Annotated in this window: 13 protein-coding genes; 8 read left to right on the top strand and 5 right to left on the bottom strand. The window is 68.8% G+C overall.

The window, feature by feature from the left end; translation table 11 throughout:
* On the top strand, window positions 1–972 hold the full coding sequence (locus OG558_RS37315) for a zinc-binding dehydrogenase (protein WP_405067220.1): 972 nt from the start codon (window positions 1–3) through the stop codon (window positions 970–972).
* Here OG558_RS37315 and OG558_RS37310 read toward each other — a convergent pair.
* Window positions 969–1,904 (bottom strand): nucleoside hydrolase, encoded by a 936-nt coding sequence (locus OG558_RS37310; RefSeq protein ID WP_405067219.1) that lies wholly within the window; start codon window positions 1,902–1,904, stop codon window positions 969–971. The two genes, OG558_RS37315 and OG558_RS37310, sit on opposite strands and share 4 nt — an antisense overlap.
* Before the next feature lie 126 nt (window positions 1,905–2,030).
* On the opposite strand from OG558_RS37310, the gene ftsH reads away from it, so the two are divergent.
* Window positions 2,031–4,001: an ATP-dependent zinc metalloprotease FtsH gene (gene ftsH, locus OG558_RS37305; RefSeq protein WP_405067218.1), complete on the top strand. Its 1,971-nt coding sequence runs from the start codon at window positions 2,031–2,033 to the stop codon at window positions 3,999–4,001.
* Window positions 4,002–4,223: 222 nt separating this feature from the next.
* Here the strand turns inward: ftsH and OG558_RS37300 are convergent, their stop codons facing one another.
* Window positions 4,224–5,483: a PucR family transcriptional regulator gene (locus OG558_RS37300; RefSeq protein WP_405067217.1), complete on the bottom strand. Its 1,260-nt coding sequence runs from the start codon at window positions 5,481–5,483 to the stop codon at window positions 4,224–4,226.
* Window positions 5,484–5,634: 151 nt separating this feature from the next.
* Here OG558_RS37300 and OG558_RS37295 point away from each other — a divergent pair, with 151 nt between their 5' ends.
* Genes OG558_RS37295 through OG558_RS37280 form a run of 4 tightly spaced genes read left to right on the top strand, consistent with a single transcriptional unit; the run spans window position 5,635 to window position 10,588 of the window.
* On the top strand, window positions 5,635–7,098 hold the full coding sequence (locus OG558_RS37295; protein WP_405067216.1) for a class I adenylate-forming enzyme family protein: 1,464 nt from the start codon (window positions 5,635–5,637) through the stop codon (window positions 7,096–7,098).
* Window positions 7,099–7,110: 12 nt separating this feature from the next.
* Entirely contained in the window at window positions 7,111–8,973 is a 1,863-nt protein-coding gene (locus OG558_RS37290; protein WP_405067215.1) for a DUF3556 domain-containing protein, read from the top strand.
* Window positions 8,970–10,382 carry a phytoene desaturase family protein gene (locus OG558_RS37285; protein WP_405067214.1) on the top strand — a complete coding sequence of 471 codons (1,413 nt, stop codon included), beginning with the start codon at window positions 8,970–8,972 and terminating at the stop codon, window positions 10,380–10,382. The genes OG558_RS37290 and OG558_RS37285 overlap by 4 nt, the downstream gene beginning before the upstream one ends.
* Window positions 10,379–10,588, top strand: coding sequence for a hypothetical protein (locus OG558_RS37280; protein ID WP_405067213.1), 210 nt, complete (start codon window positions 10,379–10,381; stop codon window positions 10,586–10,588). Before OG558_RS37285 ends, OG558_RS37280 begins: the two co-directional genes overlap by 4 nt.
* Window positions 10,589–10,658: 70 nt before the next feature.
* Here the strand turns inward: OG558_RS37280 and OG558_RS37275 are convergent, their stop codons facing one another.
* From OG558_RS37275 to OG558_RS37265, 3 genes are read right to left on the bottom strand one after another with little or no spacing between them, the layout of a single operon-like run.
* Window positions 10,659–12,074: a DUF4832 domain-containing protein gene (locus tag OG558_RS37275; protein WP_405067212.1), complete on the bottom strand. Its 1,416-nt coding sequence runs from the start codon at window positions 12,072–12,074 to the stop codon at window positions 10,659–10,661.
* Window positions 12,075–12,084: 10 nt separating this feature from the next.
* Entirely contained in the window at window positions 12,085–13,821 is a 1,737-nt protein-coding gene (locus tag OG558_RS37270; protein ID WP_405067211.1) for a DUF4832 domain-containing protein, read from the bottom strand.
* Between the two features lie 58 nt (window positions 13,822–13,879).
* Window positions 13,880–15,013, bottom strand: a complete 1,134-nt coding sequence (locus OG558_RS37265; RefSeq protein ID WP_405067210.1) for an ROK family protein — start codon at window positions 15,011–15,013, stop codon at window positions 13,880–13,882.
* A 162-nt stretch (window positions 15,014–15,175) separates the two neighbouring features.
* Here OG558_RS37265 and OG558_RS37260 point away from each other — a divergent pair, with 162 nt between their 5' ends.
* Window positions 15,176–16,159, top strand: a complete 984-nt coding sequence (locus tag OG558_RS37260; RefSeq protein ID WP_405067209.1) for a Gfo/Idh/MocA family protein — start codon at window positions 15,176–15,178, stop codon at window positions 16,157–16,159.
* 10 nt (window positions 16,160–16,169) lie between these two features.
* On the top strand, window positions 16,170–17,162 hold the full coding sequence (locus OG558_RS37255; RefSeq protein WP_405067208.1) for a Gfo/Idh/MocA family protein: 993 nt from the start codon (window positions 16,170–16,172) through the stop codon (window positions 17,160–17,162).
* Window positions 17,163–17,380: the final 218 nt, after the last annotated feature.

Genomic DNA, 17,380 nt, shown 5'->3' with positions numbered 1-17,380 from the left:
GTGCGAGCCGCAGTCCTGCACACCCACGGCCAACCGCCGTCCCACGCCGACCACCCGGACCCGGTGTCGTCCGACGGGTACTCCGTCGTCCGCGTCACCGCGGCCCCCGTCGTACCGCTCGACCTGCTGTGTGCGTCCGGTACGTCGTACTTCGGCCAGCCGGCGGTGCCGTATGTGCCCGGGGTGCAAGGGGTCGGGGTGGTCGAGCAGTCCGAGGTGGTGCCGCCCGGGACGAGGGTGTTCTTCGCGACGTCGGCCGGGATGGCCGCGGGTGACGGCAGTTTCGCCGAGCGCTGCGCCGTACCGGATGTTGATCTCGTGGTGCTGGACACCCCCGTCCCGGACACGGAGGTCGCCGCGCTCGGGCTGTCCGGGGTGGCGGCCTGGATGGCGCTCACGTGGCGGGCTCAGTTCAAGCCGGGGGAGCAGGTGCTCGTGCTCGGTGGCGGCGGGGCGGTCGGCCAGGTCGCGATCGGCGCGGCCCGGCTCCTCGGTGCTGACGGTGTGGTCGCCGTGTGCCGGTCGGACGCGGCACGGGACCGGGCCCTGGCCGCCGGCGCCGACGAAGTAGTTGCCTCAGGCCCCGACGTGGATGCGCTCACCGCCCGGCTGAGGGACGCGACCGATGGTGCTGTCGACGTCGTCATCGACCCTGTCTTCGGCATCCCCGCCACCGCGGCCTCGCGGGTGCTCGCCCCGTACGGCCGCCTGGTCAACCTCGGCGGTTCGTCCGGTGACGAGGCGGTGTTCTCCTCGTCGGTCCTCCGCAGCCGTACGGCGAGTGTCCTCGGCTACACGAACAACGCCATCACCCCGGAGCAACGCCGCGATGCGCTGACCGCCGTACTGCAACACGCCGCGAACGGAGCCGTCGCTGTCACGCACGAGACCGTCTCGCTCGCCGATATCGCCACCGCCTGGCATCGCCAATCCACCGGCAGCACCGACGGCCGCCTCGTCGTCACCATCTAGCCGAGAGCCGTGACGGCGTCGACGATTCTGGTCCAGAAGGCTTCGCGATCCAGTTCGACAGCGACCTGCGCGTTGGGCGCCCGGCCGGTGTAGTTGAAGAGGTCGACCGGGGTCGCACCGGACGTCCACTCGCCCTGTGTCTCGACGACGACGTTCGCCTCGACGCAGCGCACGATCGCCGGATCCATCACCCGGGCGACCGCGACCGGATCGTGCAACGGCGGCGCCTCGAACCCCCACAGTTGCCGGTACGTCGAGGCGAAGAACGTCATCCACTCGACGCAGATCCGGGCCAGCGGCGTCCCGATCCGTTCGAAGCGCGCCAGTACGTCGTCCGTCACCAAAGCCTGATGCGTGACGTTGAGACCGCACATGGTGAACGGGACACCCGACCGGACCACCTGGTCCGCCGCCTCGGGATCGACGTACGCGTTGGCCTCCGCGAGCGGCGCGATGTTGCCGCGGTCCGTCGAGCCGCCCATCCAGACGATCTCGGCGATCTTCGGGGTCAGCGCAGGCTCCGATGCGAGCAGCCGCGCGATGTTCGTGAGCGCTCCCGTCGCCACGATGGTGACCGGCGTGGAGTGCTTCCGCAGTACGTCGATCAACACATCCTGGGCAGCTGACGGCGACTCGGGCACGGTCGGCTCGGTTTCGAAGAGCGGGCCGTCCAGACCGGTCTGCCCGTGGACATCGTCGGCGATGCGCAACCGTCGTACCAGCGGCCGGTCGGCACCACGGGCGACCGGGACATCCGTCACTCCGGCCAGGGACAGCACTCGGCGGGCGTTCACCGTGCACTTGTCGACTGTCTGATTGCCCGCGACAGTCGTCACCGCGAGCAACTCGACCGCGGGATCGGCTACCGCCAGCAGCAGCGCCATTGCGTCGTCGTGTCCCGGATCGCAGTCGAGCACCAGGGGGATCGCCATGCCAGATCGTACCGGCGCCGACCGGTCGCCGGAGTGGCGTCGGTGCTCGGCAAACCCGCCGGTGGCGACCTATGTTGGGCTGAGGCCGCGTGTCCAGGGCGCGGGCAGGTCACCAGCGGAGCCAGCATGAGTGAGAAGGATCAGCCGCCGCAGGAGAAGTCCACGCCTGATCAGGGGGACCGGGACAACGGATCGCAGCGGCATCCCCACAAGCCGTGGCGGACCGAGGGGCTGCCGACCGCTCAGGGCAACGGGGACAAGCCGCGGCGGCCGCGGTGGTGGCGGTGGGTGGCCTGGGTCGTCGGTGGGTATCTGGTGCTGTTCCTGATCACCACGATGCAGGACCAGATGTCCGGCGGCGAGCAGACCGTCGCGTACACCGACTTCACGGCGCAGGTGCAGAAGCAGAACGTCGCCGAGGTGTTCTCGCGTGGTGACACCATCGAGGGCCGGCTGAAGGCGGCCGCCCCGATCCCGGGCAAGACCGACTCGACGTACACGAAGTTCACCACCGAGCGGCCGACGTTCGCGAACGACGACCTGTTCGGGGCGCTGCAGAAGAGCGGCGCGACGGTCCGGGCGACGCCGGTGGTCCAGCAGCGCGGCGTGCTGTGGAACCTGCTGATCTCGTTGGGCCCGTTCATCCTGATCGCCGCGTTCTACTTCTGGTTGTTCCGGCGCAGCCGCGCCGCCGGCGGTGGGCTGGGCGGCCTGCTCGGAGGCGGCCAGCAGAAGAAGCCGATCGATCCCACCAGCGTGCGGGTCACCTTCGCCGACGTCGCGGGCATCGACGAGGTCGAGGCCGAGATCACCGAGGTCGTCGACTATCTGAAGGACCCGGACAAGTACCGCCGGCTCGGGGCCCGCGCTCCCAAGGGCGTGCTGCTCGAGGGTGCGCCCGGGACCGGCAAGACTCTGCTGGCTCGCGCGACCGCGGGGGAGGCCGGGGTGCCGTTCTTCTCGGCCAGTGCCTCGGAGTTCATCGAGATGATCGTCGGGGTCGGCGCGAGCCGGGTCCGGGAGCTGTTCGGCGAGGCGCGCAAGGTGGCACCGGCGATCATCTTCATCGACGAGATCGACACGATCGGACGTGCCCGCGGCGGTGCCCGGTCGATCAGTGGTCACGACGAGGGCGAGCAGACCCTGAACCAGATCCTGACCGAGATGGACGGCTTCACCGGCACCGAGGGTGTCGTCACCCTCGCGGCGACGAACCGTGCCGATGTCCTCGACCCGGCGCTGCTCCGGCCGGGCCGGTTCGATCGCACGATCACCGTGCACGCGCCGGACCAGAAGGGGCGCGAGGCGATCCTCGAGGTGCACGCGCGCGGGAAGCCGCTCGGCCCGGACGTCGATCTCCGTGCCATGGCCCGGTCCACGCCCGGGATGACCGGCGCCGATCTGGCCAACCTGCTGAACGAGGCCGCGCTGGCCGCCGCCCGCCAAGGCCAGTCCGAGATCGACCAGCGCGATCTGACCGACGCCCTGGAGAAGATCCAGCTCGGTACGGCGCGCAACGTGGTCATGCCCGAGGAGGAGCGACGTCGTACGGCGTACCACGAAGGAGGTCACGCGCTGCTCGGGATGATCCAGGTCGGCGCGGATCCGGTCCGGAAGGTGTCGATCATCCCGCGTGGCCGGGCACTCGGTGTCACACTGTCCACGCCGGAGATGGACCGCTACGGGTACGACACGGAGTACCTGCGCGGTCGCATCATCGGAGCGCTCGGGGGTATGGCCGCCGAGCAGGAGGTCCTCGGCGTGGTCACCACCGGCGCCGAGAGTGATCTGGAGAGCGCGACCCGGATCGCGCGCTCGATGGTTGGCCGCTGGGGCATGTCGGAAGCCGTCGGCCCGGTCTCCGTCCTGCCGTCCGAGGGTGACCCCCGGATGGCCGGTGCCTCCGACGAGCTGCTCAACACCGTCGACGAGGAGGTACGCCGCCTGATCGACCAGTGCTACCAGGAGGCCAGACGCCTCCTCCGCGAGAACCGCACCCGCCTCGACTCGATCGCCGAGCAACTCCTCAAGCACGAAACCCTCGACGAGGCCGACGCGTACGCCGCCGCCGGCATCCCCCACGACGCCCGCACCTGACGGTTTGTGCGGCCGGCACAGTCGCCGGCCGGAAGTTCGGCTCGCCGGGCCAGGAAGGGAGAGGCCCTGAGTTGCGATTCTTGGTGTTGCCAGCCGGAACCCCACCTCGGCGACACCGAAAGGAAACTCCGATGATCGCCTTTCTCATCCCCGTCCTGTCCGTCATCGCCCTCGGCGTCCCGATGGTCGGGCTGCGGTTGCTCGCCAAGCAGCACGGCTGAATCAGGGTGCAGGAGGCATCAGCACCGAGCCGGCCAGCCAGCGGCAGGCGACGAGCGCCAGTTCGAGTTCCAGGCGCTCGTCGTCCAGCGGCCGGCCGCGTTCCTCCAGTGCCTTGTCGACCCGGTACTTCACGGTGTTCTTGTGCAGATGGATCCGCTCCGCGGTGGCCAGATAACTGCCCTTCTCGGCCAGGAACACCAGCAACGTCTCGCGCAGCCGGTCGGCCGCCTCGGTATCGGCCGCCAACGGCCCCAGCGCGTTCCGCACCAGCCGGCGGGTCCCCTCGAGGTCGGCGGCCATCATCGCCGCCGTCCGGACCTGCGGATCGGCGAACGTGGTGACCCGGTGCGCGCGTTCCCGCGCCGCCAGCGCGACCTGTTGAGCCCGCAACGCCTCCAGGTGCGTGACCCGGAACCCGTCCGCTCCGGCCGCGGGTGAGCCGACCGCGATCCAGCGGTCGCCGTCGTCGTCACCGGCCACGGTGATCGCCGGGCGGCCCCGGCCGAGCGGGATCCAGCCCCACCCCGTCGATCGGTCCCGCGGCACGAACAGCGGTTGCCCTGAGCAACCAGCCGCGGTGGCCGCCTGCTGCAGCAGGCGTTCGAGCTGGCGGAGGTTCTCGTCGCCACCGGACCCCGACGTACTCCAGAGCACGACCCCGACGTGGTTCTGCCGGAGCCGGTAGCTGAGCGCGCCCTCGGCCGCGGCCAGGTCGACCGGTTCGCCGCGGAGCAGTTCCTCGATCATCGCCTTGCGGAGCGTGTTGCGGTTCGCCAGCCAGCGCACCCGCTCCGACTCGTAGGCGGTCACCACCTGCTCGGAGATCCGGTCGATGTAGCGGAAGGTCGTGTCCACGATGATCCGGCCGGCGGCGAGCGCGACGGACTGGTCGGCATCCCGCCCGAGTTCGTCGAAGGCCCAGTCCAGTACTTGCTGCTGTCCGAGCCGGTAGGCCCGGACCAGCGCGATCGGCGCGATCCCGCGCTGAGCCAGCCGGCGCGCGTACTCCTCGGCGGCGAACGGGGTGGCGACCTCGTCGACGGCGACGTCGTACCGCAGGATGTGCGCGACCGTCTCGAGGTTGCTCTCGATACTCGCCCCCAGCAGCTCGACGATCAGCTGATCGCCCTGCAGGTCCTCGATCGAATCGGCCAGGACCTTGTGCAGGGTCTTGGTCAGCGCCGGCAGCTCGGTGCCCATCTGAGTGGCGAGTGCCGTCACGCGGGCGACCGCGGCCCCGTGCAGCCTGTCAGCAGTCACGGCAGCTCCGTTCTCCCGGTCCGATTGTGCGCCCGGTCGCCGCGGCTGTCAGCCCGCGAGCACGAACCGGCGGCCGAGCTTCGTGTCCCGCGCACAGTGCACGACGACCCGCGAATTCCTACCGTCGAGGACAACCAGAGCGGAGGAAACCGTGACCAATCTCGACTATCTCCCGTGGCGTCGGCCCGCGGCGTACGACGACCGGCCCGCGATCCGTGACGCACACCATGACCTGACCTACGCCCAGTTCGGCGCCTGGACCGACGCCGTCGCCGAGCAGTTCGCCGGGTACGGCGTCGGGCCGGGCTCCGTGGTCGCGGTAATGCTGCCGAATCGCGTCGAACTGCTCGTCGTGCTGGTCGCCGCCTGGCGCCTAGGTGCCGCCGCGACCCCGATCAACCCGATGTTCACCACGCACGAGGCCGACTACCAGATCAACGACGCCGACGCCGCCGTCGTGGTGAACGCCGGCCCGGACGCGCCGACCGGTGGCCGGCCGAGCATCTCGGTCGACGATCTGCGCCGGACCCGCCGCGGCGACCGGACGCTGTCCGCACCCGTCACCGAATCCGGCGACCTGGCGCTGCTGATCTACACCAGCGGGTCGACCGGCCGGCCGAAGGGCGTCATGCTCAGCCACAGCAACATCGGCGCGATGGCCGCGATGATGGCCGAGCACCTCGAGATCACCGAGCAGGACCACTGCCTGCTGGTCCTGCCGCTGTTCCACGTGAACGCGATCTGCATCAGCTTCCTCACCCCGATCGCGGTCGGAGGCCGGCTCACCATGCTGCAGCGGTTCCAGCCGGTGGAGTTCCTGGCCGCGATCGCGAAGTACCGGCCGACGTACTTCTCGGCCGTGCCGACCATCTACTCGCACCTGGTCTCACAGCCCTTCGATGTCCTCGCCGACACGTCCTCGATCCGGTTCGCGATCTGCGGCGCGGCGCCCGCCTCGACGGAACTGCTCGCCGCGACCGAGGAGCGCTTCGGGATCGGACTGGTCGAGGGCTACGGCCTGACCGAGGGCACCTGCGCGTCGACGGCCAACCCGGTCGACGGCAAGCGCAAGGCGGGAACCGTCGGTGTGGCACTGCCCGGACAGCGGGTGGCGATCATGGCGCCGGACGGCACGCTGGTGCCGACGGGGGACCGCGGCGAGGTCGTGATCCAGGGCGCCAATGTGATGCAGGGCTACCTGAACCGGCCGGAGGCGACCGCCGAGGCGCTCGGTGACGGCTGGCTGCACACCGGCGACGTCGGCATCCTCGACCAGGACGGGTATCTGCGGATCGTCGACCGGATCAAGGACATGATCATCCGTGGCGGCGAGAACATCTACCCCAAGGAGATCGAGACCGTCCTGCACGGTCACAGCGCCGTCCTCGAGGCCGCCGTCGTAGGCGCGCCGCATCCGGTGTACGGCGAGGTCCCGGTCGCCGTGGTCGCGCCGTACCCGGACCGGATCATCGAGGTGGACGAACTGCTCGCGCTCTGCCGGACGAAGCTCACCAAGATCAAGGTCCCGGTCGCGATTCACGTGGTCGAGGCGATCCCGAAGAACCCGGTCGGCAAACCCGACAAACCCGCCATCCGCAAGTCCCTCCGCCACTGAAGGAGCGTCACGATGGGATTCAGCAAACCCTCGGTTCCCCCGGTGGAACCGGACAAGGTCTACGACCTGCCGTACCTGGAGCGGATCAGGATCCTGTCCCGCTACTGGGCCGAGAACGGCTTCGGCTCACCGAAGATCTTCCACGTCATCTACATCGTCAAGCTGCTGTTCTTCTACATCGCCGGTGGCTACCTGGTCGGCACTCTCACCTCGGGCTTCCACCCGCTCCACCCGGGCGGGTTCTGGACCGAGCCGGTGCTCTACCAGAAGTTCATCCTGTGGACCGTGCTGCTCGAGGCGCTCGGCGTGGCCGGGTCCTGGGGTCCGCTGGCCGGGCACTTCAAGCCGTTCACCGGCGGCTGGCGCACGTACGGCCGGGTCGACACGATCCGTGAACCACCGTGGCCCGGCAAGGTGCCGCTGACCGACGGGGACCGTCGTAGGCCGGTGGACGTCGGCCTGTACCTCGCGATCATCGTCACGCTGGTGCTGTCATTGGTCCTGCCAACGGTCGACGACGCCGGGCTGACCGCGCACGGTTTCACCGGCGGCCGGGTGTCCCCGGTGCTGATGGTGATCCTCGGCCTACTGCTGATCGGGCTCGGCCTGCGGGACAAGGTGTTCTTCCTGCAGGCCCGCGGCGAGCAGTATCTGCCCGCGATCGTGTTCTTCGCCCTGTACGGCGCCGTCGACATGATCGTCGCGCTCAAGCTGCTGATCGTCGTGGTGTGGGTCGGGGCGGGCTTCTCGAAGTTCGGCAAGCACTTCGGCATGGTCGTGCCGCCGATGGTCAGCAACACGCCGTGGGTCCCGTTCAAGGCGATGAAGCGGATCAACTACCGGAAGTTCCCCGAGGATCTGCGGCCCTCCCACGCGGGCAACCTGCTCGCCCACGTCGGCGGCACCCTGGTCGAGATCGTCACGCCCCTGGTGCTGCTGTTCTCGACCAACAAGACCGTGACGATCGTGGCCGCCGTACTGATGATCTGCTTCCACCTGTTCATCACCTCGACGTTCCCGCTGGCCGTGCCGCTGGAGTGGAACGTGCTGTTCGCGTTCGCGGCCGGGTTCCTGTTCCTCGGCAATCCCAACTGGGACGGTTTCGGTCTGGGGGACATGACACCGTGGTTGCTCGTTCTGACCGCGGCGGGCCTGCTGTTCTTCCCGGTGCTGGGCAACCTGCGGCCGGACCTGGTGTCGTTCCTGCCGTCGATGCGCCAGTACGCCGGCAACTGGGCGTCCGCGACCTGGGCCTTCGCGCCTGGCGCGGAGCAGCGGCTGAACGAGCGGCTGGTGAAGCCGGCGCCGATGGTGATCGACCAGGCCACCGAACTGCTCGGCAGCCGCGACGCCGCTGAGGTCGCGCTCTACCAGGTGATGGGCTGGCGCGCGCTGCACAGTCAGGGCCGCGCGCTGAACTCGATCCTGGTCGATCAGCTCGGCGACGACCTCGATCACTACGCGATCCGCGAAGCTGAGTTCATGACGAACTGCATCGTCGGCTTCAACTTCGGCGACGGCCACCTGCACGACCACAAGTTCATCGCCTCGATCCAGCGGCGCTGCGGATTCGCCCCTGGTGAGTTCATCGTGGCGTGGATCGAGTCGCAGCCGGTGCACAAGAACTTCCAGCGGTACGTCGTGATCGACGCGGCGCTCGGGATCGTCGAGCGCGGGACCTACCAGGTGGCCGACGCCGTCGCCGAGCAGCCCTGGCTGCCGAACGGACCGATCCCGCTGACGGTCGAGTGGCGCCTGCCCGGCTACCAGCGCGTTCGCTACCCGCGGCCGGGTGCGGTAGACAAGACGGTACCGACTCCTCCGCCTGCGACCGTCGAGTCGGCGCCGGACGGCTCGGGAGGTGGTGGATCATGACCAGGGCAATCGTCGTCGGGAGTGGGCCGAACGGACTGGCTGCCGCAGTCACTCTCGCCAAGGCCGGGGTGGACGTCGAAGTGCTCGAAGCCGCCGACCGCCCCGGCGGCGGCACCCGCAGCAGCGAGCTCACGCTGCCCGGACTGATCCATGACGAGTGCTCAGGGTTCCATCCGCTGGCCGTCGACACCGCGTTCTCCCGGTCTGTGGACCTGGCCCGGTTCGGCCTGACCTGGCGGTGGCCGGAGGTCCAGTACGCGCATCCGCTGGACGGCGGGCGCGGTGCCGCCGTACTGCGATCGGTTGAGGAGACCGCTGCGTCGCTGGGGCCCGACGGTCGCCGGTGGCGGCAGGTGTTCGGCCCGCTGACGGAGCGGTTCGACCGGATCACGTCGGATTTCTTGCGCCCCGTCGTACGCGTGCCGTCGCATCCGGTCGCGATGACGCGGTTCGGTGCTCTGTCCGCCCTACCGGCCTCGGTGCTCGCCAAGGGATGGTCGACGGAAGAGGCGCGGTCGCTCTTCGGCGGTGTGGCGGCGCACGCGGTGCGACCGCTGTCAGCGCCCTTCTCGGCGGCGATCGGCGTGGCCCTCGGTACGGCGGCGCACGCCTACGGATGGCCCGTGGCAGAAGGGGGATCGGCGGCGATCAACCGGGCGATGATCGCCGCCCTCGAGGAGCACGGCGGCAAGGTCGAGACCAACGTGCGGGTCGAATCACTCGATCAGGTCGGCGATGCGGACCTCGTTCTGCTGGATCTCGCACCGAGTGCGGCCGTGCGGATCGTGGGGGACGCGATGCCGGCCAAGATCCGGCGGGCCTTGCTCCGGTACCGGCATGGGCCGGGGGTCTTCAAGGTCGACTTCGCACTCTCCGGTGAGGTGCCGTGGACGCACGAGGCGTCCCGGCGGGCCGGGACCGTGCATGTGGTCGGGGACTACGCGGAGCTGGCGCGGGCTGAACAGGACGTGGTGTCGGGGCGGATGCCGGACCGGCCGTACGTTCTGGTCGGGCAGCAGTATCTGGCCGACCCGTCTCGTGCCGAGGGTTCCGTGCGGCCGCTGTACACCTATGCGCACGTGCCCAGCGGCTACGGCGGTGACGCGACGCTGCTGATCGAGTCGCAGATCGAACGGTTCGCTCCCGGCTTCCGCGACCTGATCCTGGCTCGGACCGTCCAGACGACAGCCCAGTTGGAGGAACGCAACGCGAACTACCTCGGCGGTGATGTGATCACCGGTGCCAACACCGCGCGCCAACTGATCTTCCGGCCGCGTGTCACCCTGCATCCTTACGGCCTCGGCGTACCCGGTGTGTTCCTGTGCTCTGCGGCGACACCGCCCGGCGCGGGGGCGCACGGGATGTGCGGCTACAACGCAGCCCGCGCTGCACTGGCGAGCCTGCGATGACCGCCCTCGCGAACGGTTGCCCGCAGCAACTGGCCGGTACCCTGCCGGCGGGCGGAAGCATCCTGGCCGTCATCGCCGAGGAGCCCGTCGCCGTGCCGCGGGTCGAGGAACGCCTGCGGACGATCGGCGTCGCCTCGGTATGGCAGGAGCTGCCGCGGGTCGTCGACCTGCTCGCGCTGGAGGCCCACCGCTACTCGGCCGCCTGACGCTGGTGGGCCGGAGTCAGGTGGTGTGCCCGGAACCAGGCTCCGGGCACACCGTTCGGGGCCTGGATCCTTATCCGACAGTCACCGTCTGACCGAGGTCGTTGTAGCCGGTGCTCGGTTGCCAGGTTCCGTCGTTCGCGAGACGGATCGAGTACTCGGGGCGGGTGGACAGGAGCGGGTCCGGCAGGTTGAGGAACAAGCGATACTTTCCGGGGATCGGCGGTGCGGCGACCTTCCAGTTGAGGTTGGTCGTCGTACCGGCGCCCCACCGGCGTGGGTCGGCCGGGACGTTGACCTTGAAGGTGTGCTTGTCGTTCTGGAAGATCAGCTGCACCTGGTGCGGGTTGTACGGAGCGGCCCAGCCGTCGTTGCGGACCTGCAGGTCGACCCTGACATCACCGCGCGGCTGCGCCTTGGTCGTGACCGTGCTCTGCGCGAGGGCGAATCGGTAGCCGAGCTTCTGCTTGACCGTCGTGAGGTTGTCGCCCCAGGTGTCCAGCACGTCCTGGTTGTATTCGATGTTCAGGAAGGAGAAGTGCAGTCGCGCCATCTCGGCCGACGCCGACTCCCAGTCCGACCGTGGTGAGTTCACCGCGCAGGTCTCGCCGCCCTCGGGCACGTAGTTCGTGTCCTGGGCAACGAAATCCTTGTCGAGCTCGATCGGGTCACTGAGGTAGGTGCCGAAGTCGTCCGGGCTGGCCAGGAAACAGTCGTTGTGATGACCGACCCGGGCCAGCGGCGAACCGTCGTACGCCTGCGCCGCGGTCAGGGCGCCCGCGGTCCCGGTCGGCACCCCGAGCATGCGCTGCTTCATGTACGGCGTCCGCACCTGGATCATCCGGTCCTTCGGGAGCGCCTTCAGCTCGGCCATGACGACGGCCTTGCGGTCGGCCCAGTTCTGGTCGGTGACCACGCTCGGGTCCTGCGGATCGGAGAAGTAGTCGGTGTAGTAGCCCTCACCCCACAATCCGACGAACCCGGCTTGGACGACCGCGATCACGTCGGAGTTCTCGCGCAGGATCGGGGTGAGCTGCTGGATCTGCTTGACCACGCGGGCCACCGGTGCGTCGCCGTACGGCGTCGGCGGCGGCCAGCCGTCGCCCGGCAGAGCGTAGGCGAAGCGGACGATCATCTTGACGCCCGCGGCGCGTGCGGTGCGGAAGTCCGCACGGACCAGGTCGAGGTAGTGCTGGTCGATCACGTCCTGCTTGGAGAACTTCTCCAGGTAGAACAGCCGCAGGATCTGGGTGATGTTCTCCTGGGTGCGGAAGTTGCGCAGGGTGGTGAGGTCGAGTGGGACATAACCGGTGCCGTCGGCCCGGTAGTGCGTCTCGGTGTGGTGGTAGAAACCGCGCTCCGGGTTGGCGATCACCTCGTCGGTCGACGTGTAGGTGCGGGTGGTCGTCGGCGGGTCGTTGTGCGCCATGGCTGCCTGGGTTGGCAGTAGCAGACCGATCGCCGCGACCGCTGTGACAAGCCTTCTCATCAAGAACTCCCTAGCTGACGGTGAGGGTGTGCAGGAGCGAGTTCATCCCGGTCGCCGCGTCCCAGGTGCCCTGGTTGGCGAGGCGGATCGAGTACTCGGGGCGAGTGGACAGGAGTGGGTCCGGCAGGTTGAGCAGCAGGGTGTAGGAACCCGCCGGCACGTTGGCGGGCACGGTGAGCGTCTGCGACACCGTGGTCGACGTACCCGCGGTCCAGCGCCGCGGATCGGAACTCATCGCGAGCCGGTAGGTCGTGCCGGTCGACGTGTTCCGCAGTACCAGCTCGAGGTTGCGTGGGTTGAAGGGCGTCGCATAGCCGTCGTTGTGGACGGTGAAGGACACCGGCAGGCTGCCGCCGGGTGAGGCGGTCGCCGGGTACGTGCCGGACTCCAGGCGGAAGCGGTACCCGAGGTTCTTGGTGACGTCGGCCAGGCAGCCGCCCGTATTCCACGAGTTCAGCACGGTTGGCTCGTAGTCGGTGTTGAGGAAGGACCAGTGGAACTGTGCGAGCTCACTGGTGGCCGTCGGGCAGCTGGACCGCGGTGGGTTGGAGCCACACGTCTCGCCGCCCAGCGCGACGTACGTCGTGTCGGACTGAAGGTACGGGTATTCGACCGCGGTGTTCTCGTAGGTGCCGAAGTCGTCCGCGCTGGCTAGGAAGCAGTCGTTGTGGTGACCGAGCCTGGACAGCGCCGAGCCGTTGTACGCCGCGGCCGACTGAACCGGCGTGGTCGAGTACAGGGTCCGCTTGAACTTCGGCGTCCGCAGCTGCACCATCCGGGTCGACGGCACGACACTGAGCAGCTTGTCGGTCACCGCCTTGCGGTTCGCCCAGTCGGTCGTCGTGATCGTGCCCGCGTTGCCGAAGTTCTGCGTGTAGTACCACTCACCCCACGCGCCGATCAGCCCCGCCTGCACGACCGCGATCACGTCCTTGCCTGCGTTCAGGTACGGCGCCAGTTGGTCGAGGTGGGCCAGGATCCGGTCCTTGGTCGTGTCGTCTCCGGCGGTCGACGTGGTGTAGGCGAAGCGCAGGACCATCTTGAGTCCGGCCGCGCGGACGGTGTCGATCTGCTGCTGCAACTGGTCGAGCGCCGCCTGCGCGATCGGGCCGTTCTTGTACTCGGCCAGGTAGAAGACGCACATCACCAGCGAGATGCCCTGGCTGGTGCGGTAGCTCTGCAGAGTCGTCTGGGAGAAGTCGGCCTTGTCGCAGTCGCCGGTGTGGTGGTAGAAGCCGCGCTCGGGGTTGGCGAAGTTGTCCGTGGCCGCGGTGTACGTCACGGTGCCGCCGGATCCGCCGCCGCTGTAGACGTGGGTGTACTTGCTCGAAGACTCCAGCGGGGCCTCCACCTGGAAGATCAGGTCGGCGTCGTTGGGGGAGGCGCTCTCGCCGAGGTCGGCGCGATTCACGGTCCACTGCGCGACTCCGCCCGTACCGGAGAAGGTGACCGCGCTGACCAAGGTCCAGCTCCAGCCGCTGCCGGTGTGCTGGTAGAGGCTGCCGTTCTCCAGCAGGTAGTCGGCGCCGGTGCCGCCCTGCGCGAAGCCCGTGCCGGCGTTCCGGTCGGTGTCGACGTAGACCCGCAGGTACTGCGGGGATCCGGTGTAGGAGAAGCGGTAGGTGACTGTCGTCGCGGTGTTGGTGGCGGTGCTGCCGCTGATCGTGGCGTGGGCGGGGGAGACGAGGACGGCGCTGAGCACAATGCCGGCCAGGGCAGCGCTGAGCAGGCGGAACGGACGCATCATGATGCTTCCTCTCGCTGGGCGGGCGATAGGAATAATCATGGAGTCCAGGAAAACTATGTCAAGGCCTCAGGCCGTTGTAGACGGCGGACTCCACCTGCTCGAGGGCCAGCCGGACCGCGCCGAGCGCGACCCCTTCGTCGGCGAAGGCGGAGATCCGGATCTCGGGTGTCCGCAGGCACCAGCGGTCCAGCTCGCGACGCAGCGGCTCGACCATCACGTCCGCCGACCGCGAGAATCCGCCACCGATCACCACCAGTTCGGGATCGAGCGTCAGGACCAGCGCCGAGGCGCCGACGGCGAGGTCGCGGACATACCCGCGAACCGCCCGGACAGCCTCGCGATCGCCGCCGCGCGCAGCGAAGAAGACGCTCTCGAACTCGTCCGACACGTCCGGCCGTCCGTTTCGCGCAAGCCAGTTGTGCAGATGCTCCGGCGCCCGGAGCCAGCCGGCGGCGGGCAGGGCGCCGATCTCACCGGACCAGTTGGCGAACCCGCGGTGCAGCTTCCCGTCGATGATCAGGCCGGCGCCGGTGCGCAGTCCGGCCAGCAGGAACACCACGTCCTTCGCGTACCGGGCGACGCCGCGCCACGTCTCGGCCAGCGCTGCGAGCTTGCAGTCGTTCTCCACCCGTACCGGTCCGGAGACGAGCCGGCGTACGTGCCCGGCGAGGTCGACCCCTGTCCACTCCGGCAGTGAGTCGGACAGCAGCACCTTGCCGGTTCCGTCGACGAGGCCGGTGGTTGCGACCCCGGTGGACCAGATCTGCCCCGGCTGGACACCGGCGATCGCCTTGGTGACGCATTTGTCCAGTACAGCAAGCCGTTCCCGGCGTCCGAGCCCGGGATCGACCGCGATCCGGGCCTGGCTCAGCACCTCGCCGTCGAGATCGGTGACCAGGGCAAGCACCTTGTGCCCGCCAATGTCCAGGCCCAGTAGCCGGCCGGCCCCGGAGTTGAACCGGTACCGCCTGGCCGGCCTTCCGACCGAGCCCAGCGCGGGCGCCACCTCGGTCAGCCAGCCCCGTCCGAGCAGGTCCCGGGCGACGTCCTCGGTCGAGGCCCGCGACAGCCGGGTCCGCCTCGACAACTCCGTCAGAGTGAGCGGTTGGTCGCCGCGCAACTCCCGGAGCACGGCGGCCGCGTTGAGCTGCCGCAACCGGGACAGGTCCCCGCCGGCGGGCTCCTCGCTCATCGTGACTCCTCGGATAATGCTGGACTCCTGAATAACTATAAGCATTCGTTCTGCGCACGGATCTCATCGTGCGAACGGGCGCGCCGACCCCTCCTCTTCCGCGATGACAACGTTGTACGGTGGTCCGGCGGTCGATCCGAAACGTTCCCACTGAGGAGGACCATGGTGTCCAAACCGCTCAAGATCGCGACCTTGAGTTTCTGGCACGTGCACGCGGGCGACTACTCCAGGCAGGCGCAACAGCATCCGGGTACGGACCTGGTGGCCGTCTGGGACGACGACGCCCAGCGCTGCCAGGACGCGGCCGACCAGTTCGGTGTGGAGTTCACCGGCGACCTCGATGCGCTGCTCGCCCGTGACGACCTCGACGGTGTCGCGATCACCACTCCGACCAACGAGCATCGCGACGTGATGCTGAAGGTGGCCCGGGCCGGGAAGCACATCTTCACCGAGAAGGTGCTCGCACCTACCGTGGCCGAGGCCGAGGAGATCATCGCGGCGACCGATGCCGCCGGCGTGAAGCTGATCGTCTCGCTGCCGCGGCTCTACCACGGCTACACCCAGGCGATCACAGAGGTGATCGACAGCGGGCAGCTGGGGACGCTGACCTACGGCCGGGTCCGGCTCTCGCATGACGGCGCGATTCCGCGCGACGGTGTCGCCGGCTGGTTGCCGCAGCGGTTCTTCGAGCCGACGACCGCGATCGGCGGCGCGCTGACCGACCTTGGCTGTCACCCGGTGTACCTGACCCAGCTGTTCCTCGGCGCACAGCCGGACACGGTGAGTGCGACCTACCGGTCGATCGCCGAACGCGGCCTGGAAGACAACGCTGTCGTGGTCGTCGGGTACGCCGACCAGAAGATCGGTGTGATCGAGGCAGGGTTCGCCAGCCGGAACCCGTTCACGATCGAGCTCTTCGGTACCGAAGGCACGCTCACCTACACCGACGACGGCAATGTCCTGACGGTGAACGGCGAGCAGGTGCCGGTGCCTGACCACGGCCAGGACGCGTTCGCGCAGTGGGTCGACCACATCAACAACGGCACCCGCGCGGACGAGAACATCGAACGCGCGCTCGAGCTGACCAGGTTGGTCGTGGCCGCGAACGAGGCCGCTGACCAGGGCACGTCCATCGCCTACAGCTGAGGAGACTCTGATGATCAAGGTTGGGCTCATCGGCGGCGGTGGGATCGCGTCCGCCCACATCAAGGGATACCGAGCGCACGCCGACAAGATCGGCATCACCGCGGTCGCGGACGCAGTCGAGCAGACCGCTGCCGCTCGCGGCGAGGAGTTGGGCGCGACGCCGTACACGGATTATCGGCAGATGCTGGCGACCGAGGAACTGGACGCGGTCGACATCTGCCTGCCACATCACCTGCACAAGGATGCGATCGTCGCGGCCGCCGAGGCCGGCAAGCACATCCTGTGTGAGAAGCCGCTCTGCCTCAGCGCGGAGGAGGCCGCGGACGTGCGTAAGGCGGTCACCAAAGCCGGCGTGACGCTGATGTGCGCGCACAACCAGCTGTTCATGCCGACCGTGGCCAAGGCGAAGGAGTTGCTGGACGCCGGGACCATCGGCACGGTCTACGAGGTGCGGACCACCGACAGCTTCTTCAACAACTTCGACCCGAGCTCGATGGGCTGGCGGGCGAGCGCCAAGACGAGCGGTGGTGGCGAGCTCATCGACACCGGGTACCACCCCACCTATCTGATGCTGCACCTCGCCGGCGGGCTGCCGGTCGAGGCCACCGCGATGCTCTCCACGCACCGGTTGAAGTTCATGGAGGGCGAGGATTCCGCGCAAGTTCTGATCAGGTTCGACAACGGTGTCGTCGGACAGATGGTGACCAGTTGGGCCTATCAGCCGGCTGCCTCGACCGAGCGGTTCTCGGCGGTCGGAGAGCTCGGCTCACTGACCAGCGACGGTACGACGCTGTCCTACCGGCTCCGGTCCGGTGAGAGCAAGACGTTCGAGCTGGAGCCGGTCGACACCTTCGTCGCCGAGATCGGACACTTCGCGGACTCGCTGCTCGGCAAGACCCGCCCGATCCACACCGAGGACGAGGGCATCGCCGTACTCGGCATCCTCCTGGCCGCCTACGAGGGATCGCGCACCAAGACGATCGCGCCGGTGCTGAAGGTCTAGGCACTGCGCGGCCGGAAGGCTGCTGCGGACATTCCGGCGGACCGGGCGTTGGGGCCCGGGACAGGAACTGGTGGGCTGGTACATGTCATTCCTTGTCCCGGCCCACCAGAAGGTGTCCAAGCCCTCAAGACCTGGCAACCGGAGCACCAGTGAGGACCGGTCGCACTCACCCGCGCGCCCAACCCCGGCCCGACCATCCAGCCAGGAAGCCGCCCCCC

The organism is Kribbella sp. NBC_01510 (genome assembly GCF_045040325.1).
GTDB lineage: Bacteria > Actinomycetota > Actinomycetes > Propionibacteriales > Kribbellaceae > Kribbella.
The sequence above is the reverse complement of the archived record's forward strand: the minus strand, read 5'-3'. Positions and strand labels throughout refer to the sequence as shown.